This window comes from Bradyrhizobium sp. USDA 4472, assembly GCF_054058595.1.
This window is the reverse complement of record NZ_JBSSAM010000001.1, coordinates 136,689-156,535: the sequence shown is the minus strand read 5'-3', so window position 1 is coordinate 156,535 and position 19,847 is coordinate 136,689. Positions and strand designations below refer to the sequence as shown.

The following is a 19,847-nucleotide window of genomic DNA, read 5'->3' as shown; positions in this document are numbered from 1 at the left end:
AGAATGAAATCAGTAGGCGCTCGGTTACGCCATGGTCAACATTGCAGTGCAGCGTTGCACTGCTGCCGACTTTGGTCCATTGCAGTGCAATCAAACGGCGGCGGCTGCCGGACCAACCAAGGACGTTCTCGATGAGCAAGAAACAGTACCGGATCGCGGTCATTCCCGGTGACGGCATCGGCAAGGAAGTGGTGCCGGAAGGCATGCGCGTTTTGGAGGCGGCGGCGAAGAAGCACGGGGTGTCCCTGCATTTCGATCATTTCGACTTCTCGTCCTGGGACTATTACGAGAAGCACGGCCAGATGATGCCGGACGATTGGAAGGAGAGAATCGGCAAGCACGATGCGATCTATTTCGGCGCGGTCGGCTGGCCCGCGAAAATTCCGGACCACGTCTCGCTGTGGGGCTCGCTGATCAAGTTCCGCCGCGAGTTCGACCAGTATGTGAATTTGCGCCCGGTGCGCCTGATGCCCGGCGTGCCGTCGCCGCTGGCGAACCGCAAGCCCGGCGACATCGATTTCTGGGTGGTGCGCGAGAACACCGAAGGTGAATATTCCTCGGTCGGCGGCCGCATGTTCCCCGACACCGACCGCGAATTCGTCACGCAGCAGACGGTGATGACCCGCACCGGTGTCGACCGCATCCTGAAATTCGCGTTCGAGCTCGCCCAGTCGCGGCCGAAGAAGCATCTGACCTCGGCGACGAAGTCGAACGGCATCTCCATCACCATGCCCTATTGGGACGAGCGCGTGGAGGCGATGGCGAAGACGTTTCCGGGCGTGAAGTGGGACAAGTACCACATCGATATTCTCACCGCGAACTTCGTGTTGCATCCCGACTGGTTCGATGTCGTCGTCGGCTCCAATCTGTTCGGTGACATCCTCTCCGACCTCGGCCCGGCCTGCACCGGTACGATCGGCATTGCGCCGTCGGGCAATATCAATCCCGAAGGGAATTTCCCGTCGGTGTTCGAGCCGGTGCACGGCTCTGCCCCGGACATTGCAGGGCAGGGCATCGCCAACCCGATCGGCGCGATCTGGTCGGGCGCGATGATGCTCGATCATCTCGGCGAGAAGGAAGCCGGCAGGTCGATCGTCGAAGCGATCGAGCGCACGCTCGCTGAGCGCACGCTGCGCACCAGGGATCTCGGCGGCAACGCCGACACCACGGCTTGCGGCAGGGCGGTGGCGGATATGGTGGATTAAGTGCATCTTTCACCCTCTCCCCTTGTGGGAAAGGGTGGCGCGCCGCGATAGCGGCGAGACGGGTGAGGGGTCTCTCTCGGCGCAGACAGACCTCTCGATCGAGAAGCTATTCGTTGTCGAGAGAACCCCTCATCCGGCGCTTCGCGCCACCTTCTCCCTCACGGGGAGAAGGGAAGAGGAGCGCCGCTGGCTTTCCGTTCACCCCGCGATCTCTTCGATCGTCGCCTGGTCCAGCCCGAACTTCTTTCCAGCTTCCAGAATTTCCTGCCAGGTCGTCGGGTCGACCGGAATGCCTTCGGCAAGGCGCTTCGTCTTGGTCTCGCGCTCGGGTTTCGCCGGCGATCTTCACCTTGTCGACGCCGGGGCCGGGCGGCGAGCCGGTGTGCCAGGCAACAAAACTCTCGACTTCGCGCGCGAGGTTCTCGCCCGTGCCGAGCTTGTCCGGATCGATGACGATCGAGAGCATGCCGTTGAGGACGTTGTACTTGCCGTCGGACGGCCCCTTGACCACCTGTCCGCCGGAGAGTGCTCCGCCGAGGATTTCGCACACCAGCGCAAGCCCGGAACCCTTGTGCTCGCCGAACGGCAGGATGGCACCGTGCGGCGGAATGACGGTGTAGCGTGGATTGACGGTGGGCTTGCCTTCATTGTCGATGATGGTGCCGGGCTCGAGCTCGACGCCCTTGTTGTGGGCGACTCGGGTCTTGCCCTGCGCGATCCTGCTGGTGGCGAAGTCGAGCACGATCGGCTCCTTGCCCCGGCGCGGGATGCCGACGCAGAACGGGTTGGTGCCGTGGCGCGCATCGCTGCCGCCCCAGGGCGCCACGATCGGGCGCGAGATCACGTTGACGAAGTGGATCGAGACGAGGCCCTGGTCGATGCATTGTTCGGCCCAATGGCCGATGCGGCCGATATGGTGCGCGTTCGAAAGGCCGACGAGGCACACGCCGTTGCGCTTGGCGCGCTCGGCCGCCAACACCATCGCTTCGTGGCCGATCACCTGGCCATAGCCGGTGAGGCCATCGAGGGTGAGAAGCGGGCCGGTGTCGAGCACGATCCTGACGTGCTGGTTCACCGCGAGGCCGCCATTGACGACGCTCTGGACATAGCGCGGGATCATGCCGACGCCATGGGAGTCATGTCCTTTGAGATTGGCCTCGACGAGATTGGTAGACACGAGCTCGGCCTCGCGGTCCGTCGAACCGCCCGCTTTGACGATGGCGCGGACAACGTCGGTGAGCGGCTCTGCCTTGATGGTGCGATAGTCGGCCATTGTTGTTGCTCTTATCCTTTCACGATCCGGCGACAATGAACCCATGCCGCCTCAATCAGGTTTTCGCTGGCTTCCGGCGTGCGGAAGGCGGAATGCGCCGACAGCGTCACGTTCGGAATCCTGGTCAGCGGATGGTCTGCCGGCAGCGGCTCGATGTTGAAGACGTCAAGGCCGGCATGGCGGATGTGGCCTGATTTCAGCGCGTCGATCATGGCCTGCTCGTCGACGATGGCGCCGCGTGCAGTGTTGATGAAAACGACGCCCGGCTTCATTTTCGCGATTGTTTCGCGGGTGATCATGCCGCGCGTCTCGTCGTTGAGCAGCAGATGCAACGAAACCACGTCGCTCTTCGCCAGCAATGTGTCGAGATCAGTGAATTCGACGCCCGGATGGCTCTTCGGCGAGCGGTTCCAGGCGATCACCTTCATGCCGCTGCCGGATGCGATGCGCGCGACCTCGGCGGCGATGCCGCCGAAGCCGATCAGGCCGAGCGTCTTGCCGGTGAGCTGCATGCCGTCCTCGCGCAGCCAGTTCCCGGTGCGCATCTCGCGGTCCATCATGGCGATGACGCGGGCCGAGGCCCACATCAGCGCAATCGCGGATTCGGCCACCGCCGTGTCGCCATAGCCCTTGATCAGATGCACGGAAATGCCGAGCTCTGCGAGCTCCTCCGGATTCATGTAGCTGCGCGCGCCGGTGCCGAGGAACACCACGTGCTTGAGGCCCGTGCACTTCCTGGCGACTTCGGTCGGCAGCGCGGTGTGGTCGACGATCGCGATCTCCGCACCGTCGAGAATCTCAGGATATTGCTCGGGCTTGATGTCAGGGTCCCTGTGGATCCGCACCTTGGGATCGCCTGGCTTCTCCAGCCTTTCCATGATCGCGGCGAGCGCTTCGTTGGCGTCGACGAAAACTCCGCGCATGTCTGTCTCCAATCAGGATACGACGCCGGCGATCGCCAGCACGGTGTGCATCAGCACGTTGGTTCCCGCGGCGCAGTCGCCGTGCGTCGCATCCTCCAGCTCGTTATGGCTGATGCCGTCCTTGCAGGGCACGAACACCATGGCGGCCGGCATGATGGTGTTGAGATTGCAGGCGTCGTGGCCGGCCCCGGAGGTGATGCGACGGGAGGAGTAGCCGAGCGTCTTCGCGGCGTTCTCGACGGCTGCGATCAGCTTGGGATCGAAATGCGTCGGCGGCTTGCGCCACACGAGATCGATGTTGACGTCGACCTTGCGGCGTGCGGCGATCTCGGCGATGGCCGCGCGCAGGTCGCGATCGAGTGCATCCATGATCGCGCCGTCCGCGCTGCGGCAATCCATCGTGAAGGCGATCTCGCCGGGAATGACATTGCGCGAGGGATTTGCGATCACGGCCTCGCCGATGGTGCCGACCGCGTTCGGCCCGTGCGTCCTGGCGATGGCTTCCATCGCCAGGACGATCTCGGACAGCGTCGCCAGCGCATCGCGCCGCAGCGGCATCGGGGTCGAGCCCGCATGGCTTTCGAAGCCGGAAATCTTTCCGTCGTACCACAGCACGCCCTGACCGGAATCGACAACGCCGATGGTCTTGCCCTCGGCCTCCAGGATCGGGCCTTGCTCAATGTGGAGTTCGACAAAACAGCCGAGCTTCTGGAAGCCGACCGGCTTGTCGCCGCGATAGCCGATGCTGTCCAGCGCCTGGCCGACGGAGGTGCCCTCGATGTCCTTGCGCGAGAGGATGTCGTCGGTGGTGAAATCGCCGACGTAAGCGGCGGAGGCCATCATCGCCGGCGCGAAGCGCGAGCCTTCCTCGTTGGTCCAGTTGACGATGCAGATCGGCGCTTCGGTCTCGATGCCGGCGTCGTTGAGTGTGCGGATCACTTCGAGCGCGCCGAGCGTTCCCAGAATGCCATCATACTTGCCGCCGGTCGGCTGGGTGTCGAGATGCGAGCCGATGCCGACGGGCAGCTTCGACATGTCCCGGCCCTTGCGCAGGGCGAATTGCGAGCCGAGCGCGTCGGTGTGCACTTCGAGGCCGGCGTCCTCGCAGGCCTTGCGGAACCAGTCGCGAACCTGCTTGTCTTCGCTGCTCAGCGTCAGCCGCCGCACGCCGCCTTTGGCCGTCGCGCCGAATTGCGCGGTCTCGTGGATGGATCCCCAGAGGCGGGCGGAATCGATTTGCAGGTTGCTCGCGGCTCGGCTCATGCGGTCGTTCTCTCTCTTGTCCGGCGCCTTTTTCAATGACGCGCCAGCGCGGGCGCGTCAACCGCGAGGCTGCTCTGCGCAATCTGACAGGCAAGCTCGGCGACGCGCTCCACCGCCACGACATCAGGCGAGGCCAGCCAGCTTGCGGTGAATGTCAGTGGCGCAATTTCCAGATCGGTGTCGAGCAATTGCAGCCGTCCGTCGGCGAGTTCTTTCTCGACGATGGCGTCGGGGATCACGGCGATGCCGAGTCCTTCCACCGCCATGTGGATCACGGTCGCAAGGGATGCGGAAGCGTGCAGCCGGATCGGCGGCAAGTCCGGCCGGTCGAATACCTCGCGCACGACCTCGTAAGGCCTGGTCTTGCGCGGAAAGGTGATGATCGGAAACCGCGCGAGATCCGCCGGCGTTACAGGACCGTGGCCGAGCCCGAGAGACGGGCTGGCGAGAAAGCCGATCGGATAATCGGCGAGCAGGCGGTTGTGCACGCCCGAGGCCGACAGCGGTCCGACCACGAAGGCCAACTCGATCTCCTGCGCGAGCAGGCGCGCGGTGAGGTTCGGTGTGATGTCGACCTCGATCTCCAGCGACAGGTTCGGATAGACCTCGTTCATGCCCTTCACCAGCTGCGGCAGCCAGGTGTGCACGATGGTCTCGGCGACGCCGAGGCGCATGACGCCGCGCATCGCCGAGCGATCGCCGATCTCGGCCATCATCTGAGCGCGCAGGCCGATCAGCTTCTCGGCATAGACCATCATCTGCCGGCCGCTCGGAGTGGGAGAGGCCACGCGATGATCGCGGTTCAGGAGCTTCACACCCATCTCGCGCTCGAGCTGGGCGATGCGCTGGGAGATCGCCGGTTGGGTCGTATTGAGCCGCGCGGCGGCGCCACGGAAGCTGCCGAGCTTCACGACCCAAAGGAATGTTTCGATCGATCTGAAGTCCAGCATTGGAAGGATTTTCCCGATCGATAAAACAACTTTATCGATATCGATTAAAAAGGACGATTAGACTTTATAGTATGCTTGATGTTGGCTAGGCTTGTCGAGTTCATAGGCAGGTCGATCGCATGACTGTTTTTGTGGCAGCGCAGCAAAGTGAAACGGCCGACACACTCCCGAGCCGCCGGGCGCGGCTCGCCTATCGCGGTGGCGAGGTTGGTTCCACCGCGGGGGTGGCTCCGGGCTTCGTCCAGGGCAATCTGGCGATCCTGCCGGCGGACTACGCCAGCGCCTTCCACCGCTTCTGCCAGCTCAATCCGAAGCCGTGCCCGATCATCGGCATGTCCGATGTCGGGAGCCCGCACATCCCTGCGCTCGGGGCCGATCTCGACATTCGCACCGATGTGCCACGCTACCGCGTCTGGCGCGACGGCGAAGTCGTCGATGAGCCGGCCGACGTGAGGAAGCACTGGCGCGACGACCTCGTCACCTTCGTGCTCGGCTGCTCGTTCTCATTCGAGGAGGCGTTGCTGGACGAGGGCATGCCGATCCGTCACATCGAGCAGAACGTGCGTGTGCCGATGTACCGCACCAACATTGCCTGCAGCGCTTCAGGACCATTTGCCGGCCCCATGGTCGTCTCGATGCGTCCGTTCAAGCCGGCCGATGCGATCCGCGCGGTGCAGATCACCTCGCGCTATCCCGCCGTTCACGGCGCGCCCGTGCATCTCGGCCACCCGCATCTGATCGGCATCAAGGACATCGCCAAGCCCGACTATGGTGATCCCGTGGCTGTCGGCGATGACGAGATCCCGGTATTCTGGGCCTGCGGCGTGACGCCGCAATCAGTGATCAACGCCGCCAAGGTACCATTCGCAATCACGCATTCGCCCGGCCTCATGCTGGTGACGGATCTGAAGAACAGGAACATGGCCGTGATTTAGCAGGCAGTGTTTGCTGCTTCTTCGGGCTTTACGCTCTCGATCAATCGCTTCATTCGATACGCGCAAAATACGTAACAGGGGACTCTGCCATGACGATCTCTCGCCGCGACGTTCTGCTCGGTGCCACCGCCACTGCTGCGCTGGTGCCGATTGCCGCAAGAGCCCAGACCTCTGAAGTCGTGATCGGCGTGATCTATCCTTTCTCCGGCGGCAGCGCGCAGCAGGGCGTCGATGCCCAGAAGGCCTACGAAACCGCGCTCGAGGTCATCAACAAGGACAGTGATTTCGATCTGCCGCTGGCGAAGGGCGAGGGCCTGCCGGGCCTCGGCGGCGCCAAGGTTCGTCTCGTGTTCGCCGATCACCAGGCCGATCCGCAGAAGGGCCGTGCGGAAGCCGAGCGCCTGATCACGCAGGAGAAGGTCTGCGCCATCATCGGTACCTATCAGAGCGCCGTCGCGGTCACCGTCAGCCAGATCTGCGAGCGCTACCAGATCCCGTTCGTCTCGGCCGATAATTCCTCACCCAGCCTGCATCGCCGCGGTCTCAAATATTACTTCCGCGCCGCGCCGCATGACGAGATGTACTCGGCCGCGATGTTCGACTTCTTCGACGCCATGAAGAAGAAGGGGACCAAGATCGAGACGCTGTCGCTGTTCCACGAGGACACCATCTTCGGAACCGACTCCGGCAACGCCCAAGCCAAGATCGCCGGCGAGCGCGGCTACAAGATCGTCTCCGACATCAAGTACCGCGCCAACTCGCCGTCGCTATCGGCCGAGGTGCAGCAGCTCAAGACCGCCAACGCCGACGTGTTGATGCCCTCGAGCTACACCACCGACGGCATTCTTCTGGTCAAGACCATGGCCGAACTCGGCTATAAGCCAAACGCGATCGTGGCGCAGGATGCCGGCTTCTCCGAGAAGGCGCTCTATGACGCCGTCGGCGACAAGCTCGAAGGCGTGATCTCGCGCGGCACGTTCTCGCTCGACCTCGCCCAGAAGCGCCCGATGGTCGGCAAGGTCAACGACATGTTCAAGGCGAAGTCGGGGAAGGATTTGAACGACCTCACCTCGCGTCAGTTCATGGGCCTGATCATCCTCGCTGATGCGATCAACCGCGCCAAGTCGACCGACGGCGAGAAGATCCGCGATGCACTGGCTGCGACCGACATTCCGGGCGAGCAGACCATCATGCCGTGGAAGCGCGTGAAGTTCGACGAGATGGGCCAGAACAACGACGCCGACCCGGTACTGCTGCAATATGTCGGCGGCAAGTTCGTCACCATCTTCCCGCCGCAGGCCGCGATCGCGGAGGCGATCTGGCCGATGAGGTAAGCGGAACAGTGACCGCGCACCTTGGCGGCCAGTCGAGCTGCCTCATTGCGCCGTCATTGCGAGCGAAGCGAAGCAATCCAGAAATATATCCGCGCGGACACTCTGGATTGCTTCGTCGCATCCGCGCAATGACGGCGGAGGTAGCTTCGGCACTCATTCTGAGCGCATCTCGGGGGACGGACATTTGACAGCCCAAGCCATTATCCAGAGTCTCGCAAGCGGCCTGCTGATGGGCCTGCTCTACGGACTGATCGCGGTCGGTCTCGCGTTGATCTTCGGCCTGATGGACGTCGTCAACTTCGCCCATGGCGAGTTCCTGATGATCGCGATGTACGTGTCTTTCTTCCTGTTCACGTTCTTCGCCATTGATCCCTTGCTGTCGGCGCCGCTGGTTGCGGCTGCGCTCTTCGTGCTCGGCGCCGTGGTCTATCTGCTGGTCGTGCGCTTCGCGATGCGGGCCAAGGCCAATGCCGGCATGGTGCAGATCTTCTCCACCTTCGGCCTTGCGATCGTGATGCGCGGGCTGGCGCAGTTCTTCTTCACGCCGGATTACCGCAGCATTCCGCAGTCGTGGCTCGGCGGTAAGACGATCTCGGTCGCCGGCATCTTCCTGCCCGAGCCGCAGCTGATGGGCGCGCTGGTCTCGATTTTGGCCTTTGCCGGGCTCTACTTCTTCATCAATCGCACCGATTTCGGTCGCGCCCTTGAGGCCACGCGTGAAGATCCCGGCGCGGTGGCGCTCGTCGGCATCGACAAGAATCGCGTGTTCGCGCTCGGCTGGGGGCTCGGTGCCGCGCTGGTCGGCCTTGCCGGAGCGATCATGGCAAGCTTCTTCTATATCTACCCCGATGTCGGCGCGTCCTTTGCGCTGATCGCCTATGTCACGGTGGCGTTGGGCGGATTCGGCAGCGTGTTCGGTGCTTTTGCCGGGGGCATCGTCGTGGGTCTCGTCGAAGCGACCACGGCGCTGGTGCTGCCGCCTTCGCTGAAATCGGTCGGCATCTATGCCGTGTACCTTCTCGTCGTATTCATCCGGCCGCGCGGCCTGTTCGGACAGATGTGATGGACAAGCATTTTGCCGCGCGGCGCCGCCGCGACCTCCTCATCGCCGCGGTCCTGGCCGGGCTCGCAGCGCTCGCGCCGTTATTCGTCAAGGACGTGTACATCCAGAACATCCTGATCCTGACCCTGATGTATGCGGCGTTGTCGCAGAGCTGGAATATCCTGTCCGGCTATTGCGGGCAGATCTCGCTGGGGCACGCGCTCTATTTCGGCATCGGCGCCTACGCCACCGAGTTGCTGTACACGAAGTTCGGCGTGCTGCCGTGGTTCGGCATGCTCGCCGGCGGCGTCATTGCGGCGGTCATCGCGATGGGGCTGGGCTATCCCTTTTTCCGCCTGCGCGGCCATTACTTCGTGATCGCGACCATCGTCATCGCCGAGATCGGGCTGCTGCTGTTCCAGAACTGGGAATGGGCGGGGGCTGCGATGGGCATCACCATTCCCGTGCGTGGCGACAGCTGGCTGAAATTCCAGTTCATGCGCAGCAAGCTGCCGTATTTCTATTTTGCACTGGCGCTGTGCTGCCTCGCCTGGTTCGTCACCTGGTGGCTGGAGGACTCCAAATGGGGCTTTTGGTGGCGCGCGGTGAAGGACAATCCGGAAGCGGCTGAGAGCCTGGGTGTCGTCGTCTTCAACTCCAAGATGGGCGCGGCTGCCGTGTCCGCGTTCCTCGTGGCCATCGGCGGAGCCTTCTACGCGCAGTTCCTCGCCTACATCGACCCTGAAAGCGTGATGGGCTTCCAGTTCTCGCTGCTGATGGCGCTGCCGGCCGTGCTCGGCGGCATCGGCACCCTCTGGGGGCCGGTGTTGGGGGCCGCCATCCTGATCCCGATGACGGAGCTGACGCGATCCTACATCGGCGGCTCCGGCCGCGGCGTCGATCTCATCGTCTATGGCGCGCTGATCGTGGCCATCTCGCTGGCTCTGCCGCAGGGGCTCGTGAGCCTGTTCTCCCGCTCGAAAGCGAAAGGGGCCACGCGATGACCGCGCTCCTTGAAACCCGCGGCGTCTGGCAGCGCTTTGGCGGCCTCGTTGCCAACAGCGACGTCTCGATCTCGGTCGGCCGCGGCGAGATCGTTGGCCTGATCGGCCCCAACGGCGCCGGAAAATCGACGCTGTTCAATCTCATCGCCGGTGTGTTGCCGCCGACGCAGGGATCAATCTGGTTCGACGGCGAAGACGTCACGAGACTGCCGGCAGCCGAGCGCTGCCAGCGTGGCGTCGGCCGCACGTTCCAGGTGGTCAAGAGCTTTGAGACGATGACAGTGATCGACAACGTCATCGTCGGTGCGCTCGTGCGCAACACCGTGATGCGCGAAGCCCGCCGCAAGGCGCATGAGGTGCTGGAGTTCACCGGCCTTGCCGCGCGCGCCCACGTGCTTGCGAGCGATCTCGTGCCCGCCGAGAAGCGTCGCCTCGAAGTGGCCCGTGCGCTCGCGACCGAACCGAAGCTGCTGCTGCTCGACGAAGTCCTCACCGGCCTGACGCCGACCGAGGCGCAGACCGGCGTGGCACTGGTGCGCAAGGTGCGCGATGCCGGCATCACGGTTCTGATGGTCGAGCATGTCATGGAGATCGTGATGCCGCTGGTCGATCGCGCCATCGTGCTCGACCTCGGCAAGGTGCTGGTCGAGGGAAAGCCCGCCGACGTCGTCCGCGATCCCAAGGTGATCAAGGCATATCTGGGAGATCGTCATGCTGTCGGTGCATGAAGTCACGACGGCCTATCAGGGCCTGGTCGCGATCTCCGCGGTCAGTATCGAGGTCACCAAGGGCGAGATCGTTTGTGTCGCCGGCGCCAACGGGGCCGGCAAGTCGACGCTGCTCAAATCGATCGCCGGCGCCGAGCGTCCGCGCTCGGGCACTGTGACCTTCGACGGCAAGCGGCTCAACGGCATGGCGCAGCACCACATCACCGCCAGCGGCATCGCCTATGTGCCGGAGAATCGCCGCCTGTTCCCGCGCCTGTCGGTGCGCGACAATCTTCGCCTCGGCAGCTATCTCTATCGCGCAGACGCGAACCGCGAGGGGCCGCTCGATCTCGTTTTCAGGCTGTTCCCGCGCCTGTCCGAACGTCTCGATCAGCGCGCCGAGACGCTCTCAGGCGGTGAGCAGCAGATGCTCGCGATCGGCCGCGCGCTGATGACGCGCCCGAGGCTGTTGATGCTGGATGAGCCCTCGCAGGGCATCATGCCGAAGCTCGTCGATGAGATTTTTCAGGCGGTGAAGCTGATCCGGGACACCGGCATGACCGTGCTGATCGTCGAGCAGCGCATGGCCGAGTGTCTGGAGATCGCCGACCGCGCCTACATCCTGCAAACCGGTCGTGTGCTGATGCAGGGACCATCGGCAGAGATCAAGGGCAATCCCGACGTGCGCAAGGCGTATCTGGGGCTGTAGCTAGACGCGAGCTGCCTCCGTCATGGCTTCGCTGCGCTCGCAACGAGGAGGGAGCCGGGCTATTGCTCGTGTCCATGCTCCGGCAGCGCCACTCCGAACACTTTCACCAGATCCGCCACCTGCTCCGGCGACAGATAACGTGGGTTCGTCCCGCGCAACAGCAGATACAGCTTCGCCGTCTCCTCGAGCTCCTCGGTCGCGAACACGGCCGCTTCCAGCGTGTCACCGGCGACGACCGGACCGTGATTGGCGAGCAGCACCGATGAATATCTGCCGGCGAGCCCCTTGATGGCATCGGCGACCGCAGGATCGCCGGGGCGGTAATACGGCACGAGTGCGGTGGCGCCGCACTTCATCAAATAATAGGCCGTCATCGGCGGCAGCGCGGCGCGCGGGTCGATCTCGGGCAGCATCGAAAGCGCGACCGAGTGTGTCGAATGCAGATGTACGATCGCCCGCGCGCTTGCGCGCGTGTCGTAGAGCGCGGTGTGGAGCGGAACTTCCTTGGTCGGCGCATCGCCCGAAACCAGCCGGCCCTGCTCATCCAGTCGTGACAGCTTGGCGGGATCGAGGAATCCGAGCGAGGCGTTGGTCGGCGTCACCAGCCAGCCGCCGCCATCCAGGCGGACGCTGATATTGCCTGAAGAGCCCGGGGTCAGCCCGCGCTCGAACAGGGACCGTCCGAACCGGCAGATGTCCTCGCGCAGCCTTGTCTCGTTGCTCGTTTCAGTTCTCATGGCCGTCATGCCTGTTTGTCTCACGCTTTGGCAGCGCGGCCAAGGCGTGTTATTCGAGGTCACGAGCCGCCGCAAAGGCCGGCTTGTCGGGAAACGTTCGCAAGGGTTAGTTGCATGTCTGCCTCCACGTCACAAAACCAGCGCATCGCGGTCATCGGGCTCGGCTCGATGGGATACGGCATGGCGACCTCGCTGAAGCGCGCCGGCCACGCCGTCACGGGCTGCGACGTTTCGGCCGATGCGGTCGCGCGTTTCGTGAAGGATGGCGGCGCCGGCGCGACAACGCCGGCCGAGGCGGCCAAGGGCGCCGACATCGTGGTCAGCGTCGTCGTCAATGCCGCCCAGACCGAAGCAATCCTGTTCGGCCGGGATGGTATCGCGGAGACCCTGCCGAAGGATGGCGTCTTCATCTCCTCCGCCACCATGGATCCCGACGTGGCGCGGCGCCTCGCCAAGCAGCTCGAGGCGACCGGCCGGCATTACCTGGATGCGCCGATCTCCGGCGGCGCGCAGCGCGCCGCGCAGGGTGAGCTGACAATTCTCGCATCCGGCAGCGCTGCTGCCTTCGCCAAAGCGCGTCCGGCGCTCGATGCGATGGCCGCGAAACTTTACGAGCTCGGCGATACCGCGGGCCAGGGCGCTGCGTTCAAGATGATCAACCAGCTGCTGGCCGGCGTGCACATCGCGGCTGCCAGTGAAGCGATGGCGTTCGCGGCCAAGCAGGGCCTCGATATCCGCAAGGTTTACGAGGTGATCACCGCGTCCGCCGGCAATTCCTGGATGTTCGAGAACCGCATGCCGCACGTACTCGAGGGCGATTACACGCCGCGCAGTGCGGTCGAAATTTTCGTGAAGGATCTCGGCATCATCCAGGACATGGCGCGCAGCGCCAGATTTCCGGTTCCCGTCTCGGCCGCAGCGCTGCAGATGTTCCTGATGACATCGGCCGCCGGCATGGGGCGCGACGACGACGCCTCGGTGGCGCGGATGTATGCGCAGGTCACCGGTGTGAAGCTTCCCGGCGACAGGTAAAGAGGATCTCCAATGCCCCGTTTCGCCGCCAATCTCTCGATGATGTTCACCGAGGTGCCGTTCCTCGATCGCTTCGATGCCGCCGCACAGGCCGGCTTCACCGCGGTCGAATATCTGTTTCCCTATGAGCATCCGGTCGAAGCTGTCGGCGAGCGGCTCAAGCGCAACGGCCTGACCCAGGCATTGTTCAATCTGCCGCCAGGCGACTGGGACGCCGGCGAGAAAGGCTTCGCTTCGTTGCCGGCGCGCTTCAACGATCTCAAGGCGAGCCTGGAGACGGCTCTGCCTTATGCCAAAGCCACCGGCGTGAAGCGGCTGCATTTGATGGCGGGCATCGCCAACCGTAACGAGCGCGTTGCGATCGAGGCCTTCTACAAATCGGTGGCCTGGGCCGCGGAGTTCTTTGCGCCGCATGGCATCGACATCGTGCTGGAGCCGATCAACGCGCGCAATGTGCCGGGTTACTTTCTCAACGATTTCGGCTTCGCGCGCGATTTGATCCAGGAGCTGCGGCTGCCGAACCTGAAGCTGCAGTTCGACATCTATCACTGCGGGATCATCCATGGCGACGTCACGATGCGGCTGCGCGAGATGATGCCGATCATCGGCCACATCCAGGTCGCCAGCATTCCCTCGCGCAACGAGCCTGATGGCGAGGAGCTGAACTATCCGTTCCTGTTCGCAGAGCTCGACCGGCTCGGCTATGCCGGCTTCGTCGGCTGCGAATACAATCCGCGCGGCAAGACCACCGATGGTCTCGCCTGGTTCAGGCCCTATGCGGGAGTGAAGCCATGACCCTTGCGTTGGGCTGCATCGCCGACGACTATACCGGCGCCTCCGATCTCGCCAACACGCTGACGCGCGCCGGCCTCCGCACGGTGCAGACCATCGGCGTGCCCGCCGACGATCTGAAGCTGCCCGAGGTCGATGCCGTCGTGGTGTCGCTGAAGAGCCGGTCGATCGAGCCGGCGCTCGCGGTGTCGCGCTCGCGTGCGGCAGAAAAATGGCTGCGCGGTCGCGGAGCGAGCCATGTGTTGTTCAAGATCTGCTCGACCTTCGATTCCACCGATGCGGGCAATATCGGGCCGGTGATGGACGCGCTGCGCGCAGATTGCGGCGAGGCCGTCGTGCTGGTGACGCCAGCTTTTCCCGAGACGGGCCGAACCGTCTATCAGGGTAATCTCTTCGTCGGCGCCGTGCCGCTGAACGAGAGCCCGCTGAAAGACCATCCGCTCAATCCGATGCACGATTCCAACCTGGTGCGCGTGCTGGCGCGCCAGAGCAAGACGCCGATCGGTCTCGTCGAACTCGCGACCCTCGCGCGTGGCGCGGAGGCCGTACGGACCCGGCTTGCTGAATTGTCAGGCAAGGGCATCGGCGCTGCGATCATCGATGCCGTGTTCGACCGTGACCTCGAGACCATCGGCCTTGTCGCCGCCGAGCACCGGCTGTCGGTCGGCGCCTCCGGCATCGGCCTTGGGCTGGCGCGAGCGCTGGTGTCCAGCGGCAAGGTCAAGTCGGCCGCCACAGCCGGCGAGCAGGGGGCCGCCGCCGGCGGAGCCGTGGCATGTCTCGCCGGAAGCTGCTCGCAGGCCACCCTGCAGCAGATCGCCAACGCCGAACGCGTCATGCCGGTGCTCCGTCTCGAGCCTGACCGTATTCTTGCGGGCGCGCATGAGGCGCAGCGCGCGCTGGACTGGGCGAAGGAGCGCTTGGCTCAGGGCCCCGTGCTGATTGCATCGAGCGCCACGCCTCAGGCCGTCGCGGCGGTCCAGGCGCGCCACGGCCGCGACGCAGCCGGTCACGCCATCGAGCAGGCGATGGCGGATCTTGCAGAAGGCCTTGTGAGGTCGGGCGTACGACGCTTGGTCGTCGCCGGCGGGGAGACATCTGGCGCCGTCGTCGACCGGTTGAGAATTCCTGGATTTCTCGTGGGGGTGGAAATCGCGGCGGGCGTACCGGTTTTGCGCGCAGTCGGCGCCGATGCAGGCAGCATGTTGCTTGCGTTAAAGTCCGGAAATTTCGGCGGTCCGGAGTTTTTCTCCGATGCGCTTAGGCTCATGCGTTGAGGGCGGGCCTTCTCAGGCGCCTGTTCATCACTTGGGTTCCATACCCCCAATAGGTTGGGTGGCCGCATAGCTGCGATGTCGATTTCGCACCGCGGTAGCACGGAAGTGAATGCAGGCAGGCTGGCCGAGATTGGCGTTTCCGGCGGCGCTCGGGTAAAGGGGAAAAAGGGATCCCCGTGGGGGCGGATCCCACATCCTTGCTCGACCCGGAATTGCCTGGCGCATGATTGCTCTGGTCCGTATTGCCCTGAGCCGGCCCTACACGTTTGTCGTGCTCGCGCTGCTGCTTCTGATCATCGGACCGCTGGCGGCGCTGCGCACGCCGACCGATATCTTTCCGGACATCCGGATTCCCGTGATCGGTGTGGTCTGGCAATACACCGGCCTGCCGCCCGATCAGATGTCCGGCCGCATCACCACGCCGTTCCAGCGCGCGCTGACCACGACCGTCAACGACATCGAGCACATCACCGCCAATTCCTATAACGGCTTTGGCATCATCAAGATCTTCTTCCAGCCCAATGTCGACATCCGCACCGCCAACGCGCAGGTCACGGCGATCTCGCAGACGCTGATCAAGCAGATGCCGCCGGGCGCGACTCCGCCGCTGATCCTGAACTACTCCGCCTCGACCGTGCCGATCATCCAGGTGGCGCTGTCGGGCGACGGACTCACCGAGCAGAACCTCGCCGATATCGGCATCAACAATCTGCGCACGCCACTGGTCACCGTGCCGGGCGCCGCGATCCCGTACCCGTTCGGCGGCAAGCAGCGCCAGATCCAGATCGATCTCGACCCGACCGCGCTGCAGGCCCGCGGGCTATCCGGCCAGGATGTCGCCAATGCGCTCGCAGCCCAGAACCTGATCACGCCGGTCGGTACCCAGAAGATCGGCAGCTTCGAGTACAACATCCAGCTCAACAACTCGCCGCTGAAGATCGACGAGCTCGGCAATCTACCGATCAAAACCGTCAACGGTGCGATGGTCTATGTCCGTGACGTCGCCACGGTGCGCGACGGCAATCCGCCGCAGACCAACATCGTCCATGTCGACGGCAACCGCTCGGTGCTGATGATGGTGCTGAAGGCGGGCGCGACCTCGACGCTTGATATCATCGCCGGCATCAAGCAGAAGGTGATCGACGTCAAGGATCAGCTGCCGGACGCGCTGAAGATCGGCTTCATCGGCGACCAGTCGGTGTTCGTGCGCGGTGCGATCGAGGGCGTCGCCTTCGAAGGCGTGATTGCGGCGCTGCTCACCAGCGTCATGATCCTGCTTTTCCTCGGCAGCTGGCGCTCGACACTCATCATCGCGGTCTCGATCCCGCTGTCTGTGCTGGGTGCCATCGTCATGCTGTCGGCGATCGGCGAGACGCTGAACATCATGACGCTCGGCGGATTAGCGCTCGCGGTCGGCATCCTCGTCGACGACGCAACGGTGACCATCGAGAACATCAATTACCATCTCGAGCAGGGCAAGCCGGTCGAGCAGTCGATCCTGGACGGCGCCAACCAGATCGTGACGCCGGCCTTCGTCTCGCTGCTCTGTATCTGCATCGTGTTCGTGCCGATGTTCTTCCTTACCGGTGTCGCGCGCTTCCTGTTCGTGCCGATGGCGGAAGCCGTGATGTTCGCGATGATCTGGTCATTCATCCTGTCGCGCACGCTGGTGCCGACCATGGCGAACTATCTGCTGCAAGCGCACGTTCATCATGAGGGCGAACCGCCGAAGTCGCGCAATCCCCTGGTCTGGTTCCAGCGCGGTTTCGAGGCGCGGTTCGAGCGCATCCGCGGCGGTTACCGTGGCCTGCTGGGCATGGCGCTGGCCCATCGCGCGGTGTTCGTGATCGGATTCCTCTGCGTGGTCGGTGCGTCTTTCGCGCTGGTGCCGTTCCTTGGGCGCAATTTCTTCCCCGCCGTCGACGCCGGCAACATCCTGATGCATGTCCGGACCCAGGTCGGCACCCGAGTCGAGGAGACGGCCAATCAGCTCGCGGATGTGCAGAAGGCGATCCGCAAGCTGATTCCGGGCGAGATCGAGACGCTGACCGACAACATCGGCATGCCGATCTCCGGCATCAACATGACCTACAACAACACCGGCGTGATCGGTCCGCAGGACGGCGATATCCAGATCAAGCTCAGGGAAGGCCACAAGCCGACCGAAGAGCACGTGAAGGTGCTGCGCGAGCAGCTGCCACGGCTGTTCCCGGGCGTCAGCTTCGCCTTCCTGCCGGCTGACATCGTCAGCCAGATCCTGAATTTCGGCGCGCCGGCGCCGATCGACCTGCAGGTCCGCGGCGCCAATCTCGAAGGTAATTTTGCCTACGCCAACAAGCTGCTCGCCAAGGTTCGCCGGATCCCGGGCGTTGCCGATGCACGCATCCAGCAATCGCCGAATCTGCCGACCTTCAACATCGACGTCGATCGCACCCGCGCGCAATATGTCGGCCTGACCGAGCGCGACGTCACCAACAGTCTCGTCGTCAATCTCGCAGGCTCCTCGCAGGTCGCGCCGACCTACTACCTCAACCCTGATAACGGCGTGTCCTATTCGATCGTGATGCAGACGCCGCAATATCAGATCGATTCGCTCAGCGCGTTGCAGACGCTGCCGATCACCGCGGCCGGCGCGTCGCAGTCGCCGATCCTCGGCGGTATCGCCGACATCAAGCGTGCGACCTCGAGTGCGGTCGTCTCGCAATACGACATCCAATCGATGGTGCAGATCTTTGCGACCACCTCGGGGCGCGATCTCGGCGCGGTCGCCGCTGATATTCGCCGGGTGATCGCCGACACCGCCAAGGAGGTGCCGAAGGGCTCGTCCGTGGTGCTGCTCGGCCAGGTGCAGACCATGAACAGCGCTTTCACGGGCCTGTTGTTCGGCCTGCTTGGCGCCGTCGTGCTGATCTATTTCCTGATCGTCGTCAACTTCCAATCCTGGTCCGATCCGTTCGTGATCATCACTGCGCTGCCCGCTGCGCTCGCCGGCATCGTCTGGATGCTGTTCACGACTCAGACAACGCTGTCGGTGCCCGCGTTGACAGGCGCCATCATGTGTATGGGCGTGGCCACCGCCAACAGTGTGCTGGTGATCTCGTTCGCCCGCGAGCGCTATGAGGAGCTCGGTGACCCGGTCGCGGCCGCGCTGGAAGCCGGCTTCGTCCGGTTCCGGCCCGTGCTGATGACCGCGCTCGCCATGATCATCGGCATGGCGCCGATGGCGTTGGGGCTGGGCGAGGGCGGCGAGCAGAATGCACCACTTGGCCGCGCGGTCATCGGCGGCCTGATCTTTGCGACTTTCGCCACGCTCATGTTTGTTCCCGTGGTGTTCAGTATGGTACACAAGAAGCAAGGCGCCAAAGCCGCCGCCCCATTGGAGAGTCCGCATGTCGCCCACTGAAACTCGCTCCCCGGTGTCGCACCGGAAACTGGGCATTTTCAGCGTGGTGGCGCTGATTGCGGCAGGCCTCGTGGTCGGCACCGGTATCCGGGCCCGCGAGGACCAGGACTCCAAGCTGAAGGAATGGACCGACGACCAGGCCGTTCCCAGCGTTGCAGTGACCTTGCCCAATGCCAAGGCGCTCAATTCCACCATCGACCTGCCGGGCCGGCTCGAGGCCTATTCCCGTGCCCCGATCTTCGCCCGTGTCTCCGGCTATCTCAAAAGCTGGAGCGCCGACATCGGCGCCCGCGTCAAGGCCGGGCAGGTGATCGCCGAGATCGAGGCGCCCGACCTCGACCAGCAGCTCTTGCAGGCCCGCGCCGACCTCGCCAGCCTGCAGGCCAGCGCCAGGCTCTCGGAGGCCACGCTGAACCGGCGCAAGACCCTGGTCGCCTCCAACTTCGTCTCCGCGCAGGAGATCGACGAGCGCAGCGCCGATCTCTCCAACAAGAACGCCGCGGTCAAGTCCGGGCAGGCCAATGTCGAGCGGCTCGAAGCGTTGGCGGGCTACAAGAAGATCACGGTGCCGTTCGACGGTGTGGTGACCTCGCGTGACACCGATGTCGGCGCGCTGATCAATGCCGGCGGCGGCTCGGGACCGGCGATGTTCGTGGTGTCCGACATCACCAAGCTGCGCGTCTACGTCAACGTGCCCCAGAACTACGTGCCGGCGATCAAGATCGGCGCCAAGGCCACCATCTCGCTGCCGGAATATCCGAACCGGACATTCCTGGCGACGGTGGAGGCCTCCTCGCAGGCCGTGGACGTGGCGTCAGGCACCACGCGGATGCAGCTCGGCCTCGACAATTCGAGCGGAGAGCTGATGCCCGGTGGCTACGCCAGCGTGAAGCTGAGCCTCCAGCGCGATTCCGCGCCGCTCAGCATTCCCGCCAGCGCCCTGATCTTCAACGGCAGCGGCCTGCGTGTCGCAACCGTCGCTGCTGACGACAAGGTCAAGTTCAAGACGGTGACCATCGCCCGCGATCTCGGCAAGGAGATTGAGCTGGCCTCGGGCATAGCGCCGGATGACCGCGTCATCACGGCCCCGCCGGATGGTCTGTCCGACGGCGATCCGGTGCGTGTGGTCGGTGCGGGCGGCAAGCCAGCCACGGCGTCGGAGAAGCAGGCGCCGAAGGGCTGAGGTCTCGTGCTCCGGACGCTACGCAACACGTAGTCGTGCGCTGCTGAGCCGGGGCCGATCTCCCTTTGCGGAAGCGTG

17 protein-coding genes are annotated in these 19,847 nt (G+C 64.2%); 12 read left to right on the top strand and 5 right to left on the bottom strand.

Annotation, left to right across the window (positions count from 1 at the left end):
* Positions 1-131: 131 nt before the first annotated feature.
* On the top strand, positions 132-1,205 hold the full coding sequence (locus ACVWZ4_RS00710; protein ID WP_456702482.1) for a tartrate dehydrogenase: 1,074 nt from the start codon (positions 132-134) through the stop codon (positions 1,203-1,205).
* Between the two features lie 106 nt (positions 1,206-1,311).
* Here ACVWZ4_RS00710 and ACVWZ4_RS00705 read toward each other — a convergent pair whose 3' ends face one another.
* Genes ACVWZ4_RS00705 through ACVWZ4_RS00690 form a run of 4 tightly spaced genes read right to left on the bottom strand, consistent with a single transcriptional unit; the run spans position 1,312 to position 5,614 of the window.
* A complete protein-coding gene (locus ACVWZ4_RS00705) occupies positions 1,312-2,478 on the bottom strand; it encodes a malate/lactate/ureidoglycolate dehydrogenase (protein WP_456789943.1) in 1,167 nt (388 codons plus the stop codon).
* A gap of 11 nt (positions 2,479-2,489) precedes the next feature.
* Positions 2,490-3,401 carry an NAD(P)-dependent oxidoreductase gene (locus ACVWZ4_RS00700; protein ID WP_456739639.1) on the bottom strand — a complete coding sequence of 304 codons (912 nt, stop codon included), beginning with the start codon at positions 3,399-3,401 and terminating at the stop codon, positions 2,490-2,492.
* 12 nt (positions 3,402-3,413) lie between these two features.
* Complete coding sequence (locus tag ACVWZ4_RS00695) at positions 3,414-4,664, bottom strand: allantoate amidohydrolase (RefSeq protein WP_456739638.1); 1,251 nt, start codon at positions 4,662-4,664, stop codon at positions 3,414-3,416.
* Between the two features lie 32 nt (positions 4,665-4,696).
* Positions 4,697-5,614: a LysR family transcriptional regulator gene (locus ACVWZ4_RS00690; RefSeq protein WP_456702486.1), complete on the bottom strand. Its 918-nt coding sequence runs from the start codon at positions 5,612-5,614 to the stop codon at positions 4,697-4,699.
* 119 nt (positions 5,615-5,733) lie between these two features.
* Here ACVWZ4_RS00690 and ACVWZ4_RS00685 point away from each other — a divergent pair, with 119 nt between their 5' ends.
* The 6 genes from ACVWZ4_RS00685 (at position 5,734) to ACVWZ4_RS00660 (ending at position 11,345) form a co-directional block, all read left to right on the top strand.
* Positions 5,734-6,549, top strand: coding sequence for a putative hydro-lyase (locus ACVWZ4_RS00685; protein ID WP_456739637.1), 816 nt, complete (start codon positions 5,734-5,736; stop codon positions 6,547-6,549).
* Between the two features lie 89 nt (positions 6,550-6,638).
* Positions 6,639-7,883, top strand: coding sequence for an ABC transporter substrate-binding protein (locus ACVWZ4_RS00680; protein ID WP_456738092.1), 1,245 nt, complete (start codon positions 6,639-6,641; stop codon positions 7,881-7,883).
* 184 nt (positions 7,884-8,067) lie between these two features.
* Positions 8,068-8,946 (top strand): branched-chain amino acid ABC transporter permease, encoded by an 879-nt coding sequence (locus ACVWZ4_RS00675; protein ID WP_456702489.1) that lies wholly within the window; start codon positions 8,068-8,070, stop codon positions 8,944-8,946.
* Complete coding sequence (locus tag ACVWZ4_RS00670; RefSeq protein WP_456702490.1) at positions 8,946-9,929, top strand: branched-chain amino acid ABC transporter permease; 984 nt, start codon at positions 8,946-8,948, stop codon at positions 9,927-9,929. The genes ACVWZ4_RS00675 and ACVWZ4_RS00670 overlap by 1 nt, the downstream gene beginning before the upstream one ends.
* On the top strand, positions 9,926-10,657 hold the full coding sequence (locus ACVWZ4_RS00665; protein WP_456739636.1) for an ABC transporter ATP-binding protein: 732 nt from the start codon (positions 9,926-9,928) through the stop codon (positions 10,655-10,657). The genes ACVWZ4_RS00670 and ACVWZ4_RS00665 overlap by 4 nt, the downstream gene beginning before the upstream one ends.
* Entirely contained in the window at positions 10,641-11,345 is a 705-nt protein-coding gene (locus ACVWZ4_RS00660; RefSeq protein WP_456739635.1) for an ABC transporter ATP-binding protein, read from the top strand. Before ACVWZ4_RS00665 ends, ACVWZ4_RS00660 begins: the two co-directional genes overlap by 17 nt.
* A gap of 59 nt (positions 11,346-11,404) precedes the next feature.
* Here ACVWZ4_RS00660 and otnC read toward each other — a convergent pair whose 3' ends face one another.
* Complete coding sequence (gene otnC / locus ACVWZ4_RS00655; RefSeq protein ID WP_456739634.1) at positions 11,405-12,091, bottom strand: 3-oxo-tetronate 4-phosphate decarboxylase; 687 nt, start codon at positions 12,089-12,091, stop codon at positions 11,405-11,407.
* A 105-nt stretch (positions 12,092-12,196) separates the two neighbouring features.
* Between otnC and ltnD the strand changes: the two genes are divergently transcribed.
* The 5 genes from ltnD (at position 12,197) to ACVWZ4_RS00630 (ending at position 19,769) form a co-directional block, all read left to right on the top strand.
* The gene (gene ltnD, locus ACVWZ4_RS00650) at positions 12,197-13,114 is read left to right on the top strand and encodes an L-threonate dehydrogenase (protein ID WP_456739633.1); all 918 of its coding nucleotides are present in this window, start codon (positions 12,197-12,199) and stop codon (positions 13,112-13,114) included.
* Positions 13,115-13,126: 12 nt separating this feature from the next.
* Complete coding sequence (otnI, locus tag ACVWZ4_RS00645) at positions 13,127-13,909, top strand: 2-oxo-tetronate isomerase (RefSeq protein WP_456702494.1); 783 nt, start codon at positions 13,127-13,129, stop codon at positions 13,907-13,909.
* A complete protein-coding gene (gene otnK / locus ACVWZ4_RS00640) occupies positions 13,906-15,183 on the top strand; it encodes a 3-oxo-tetronate kinase (RefSeq protein WP_456739632.1) in 1,278 nt (425 codons plus the stop codon). The genes otnI and otnK overlap by 4 nt, the downstream gene beginning before the upstream one ends.
* Before the next feature lie 223 nt (positions 15,184-15,406).
* The gene (locus ACVWZ4_RS00635) at positions 15,407-18,586 is read left to right on the top strand and encodes an efflux RND transporter permease subunit (RefSeq protein WP_456739631.1); all 3,180 of its coding nucleotides are present in this window, start codon (positions 15,407-15,409) and stop codon (positions 18,584-18,586) included.
* Entirely contained in the window at positions 18,573-19,769 is a 1,197-nt protein-coding gene (locus ACVWZ4_RS00630; protein ID WP_456702497.1) for an efflux RND transporter periplasmic adaptor subunit, read from the top strand. The genes ACVWZ4_RS00635 and ACVWZ4_RS00630 overlap by 14 nt, the downstream gene beginning before the upstream one ends.
* The last annotated feature ends 78 nt before the right edge of the window (positions 19,770-19,847 follow it).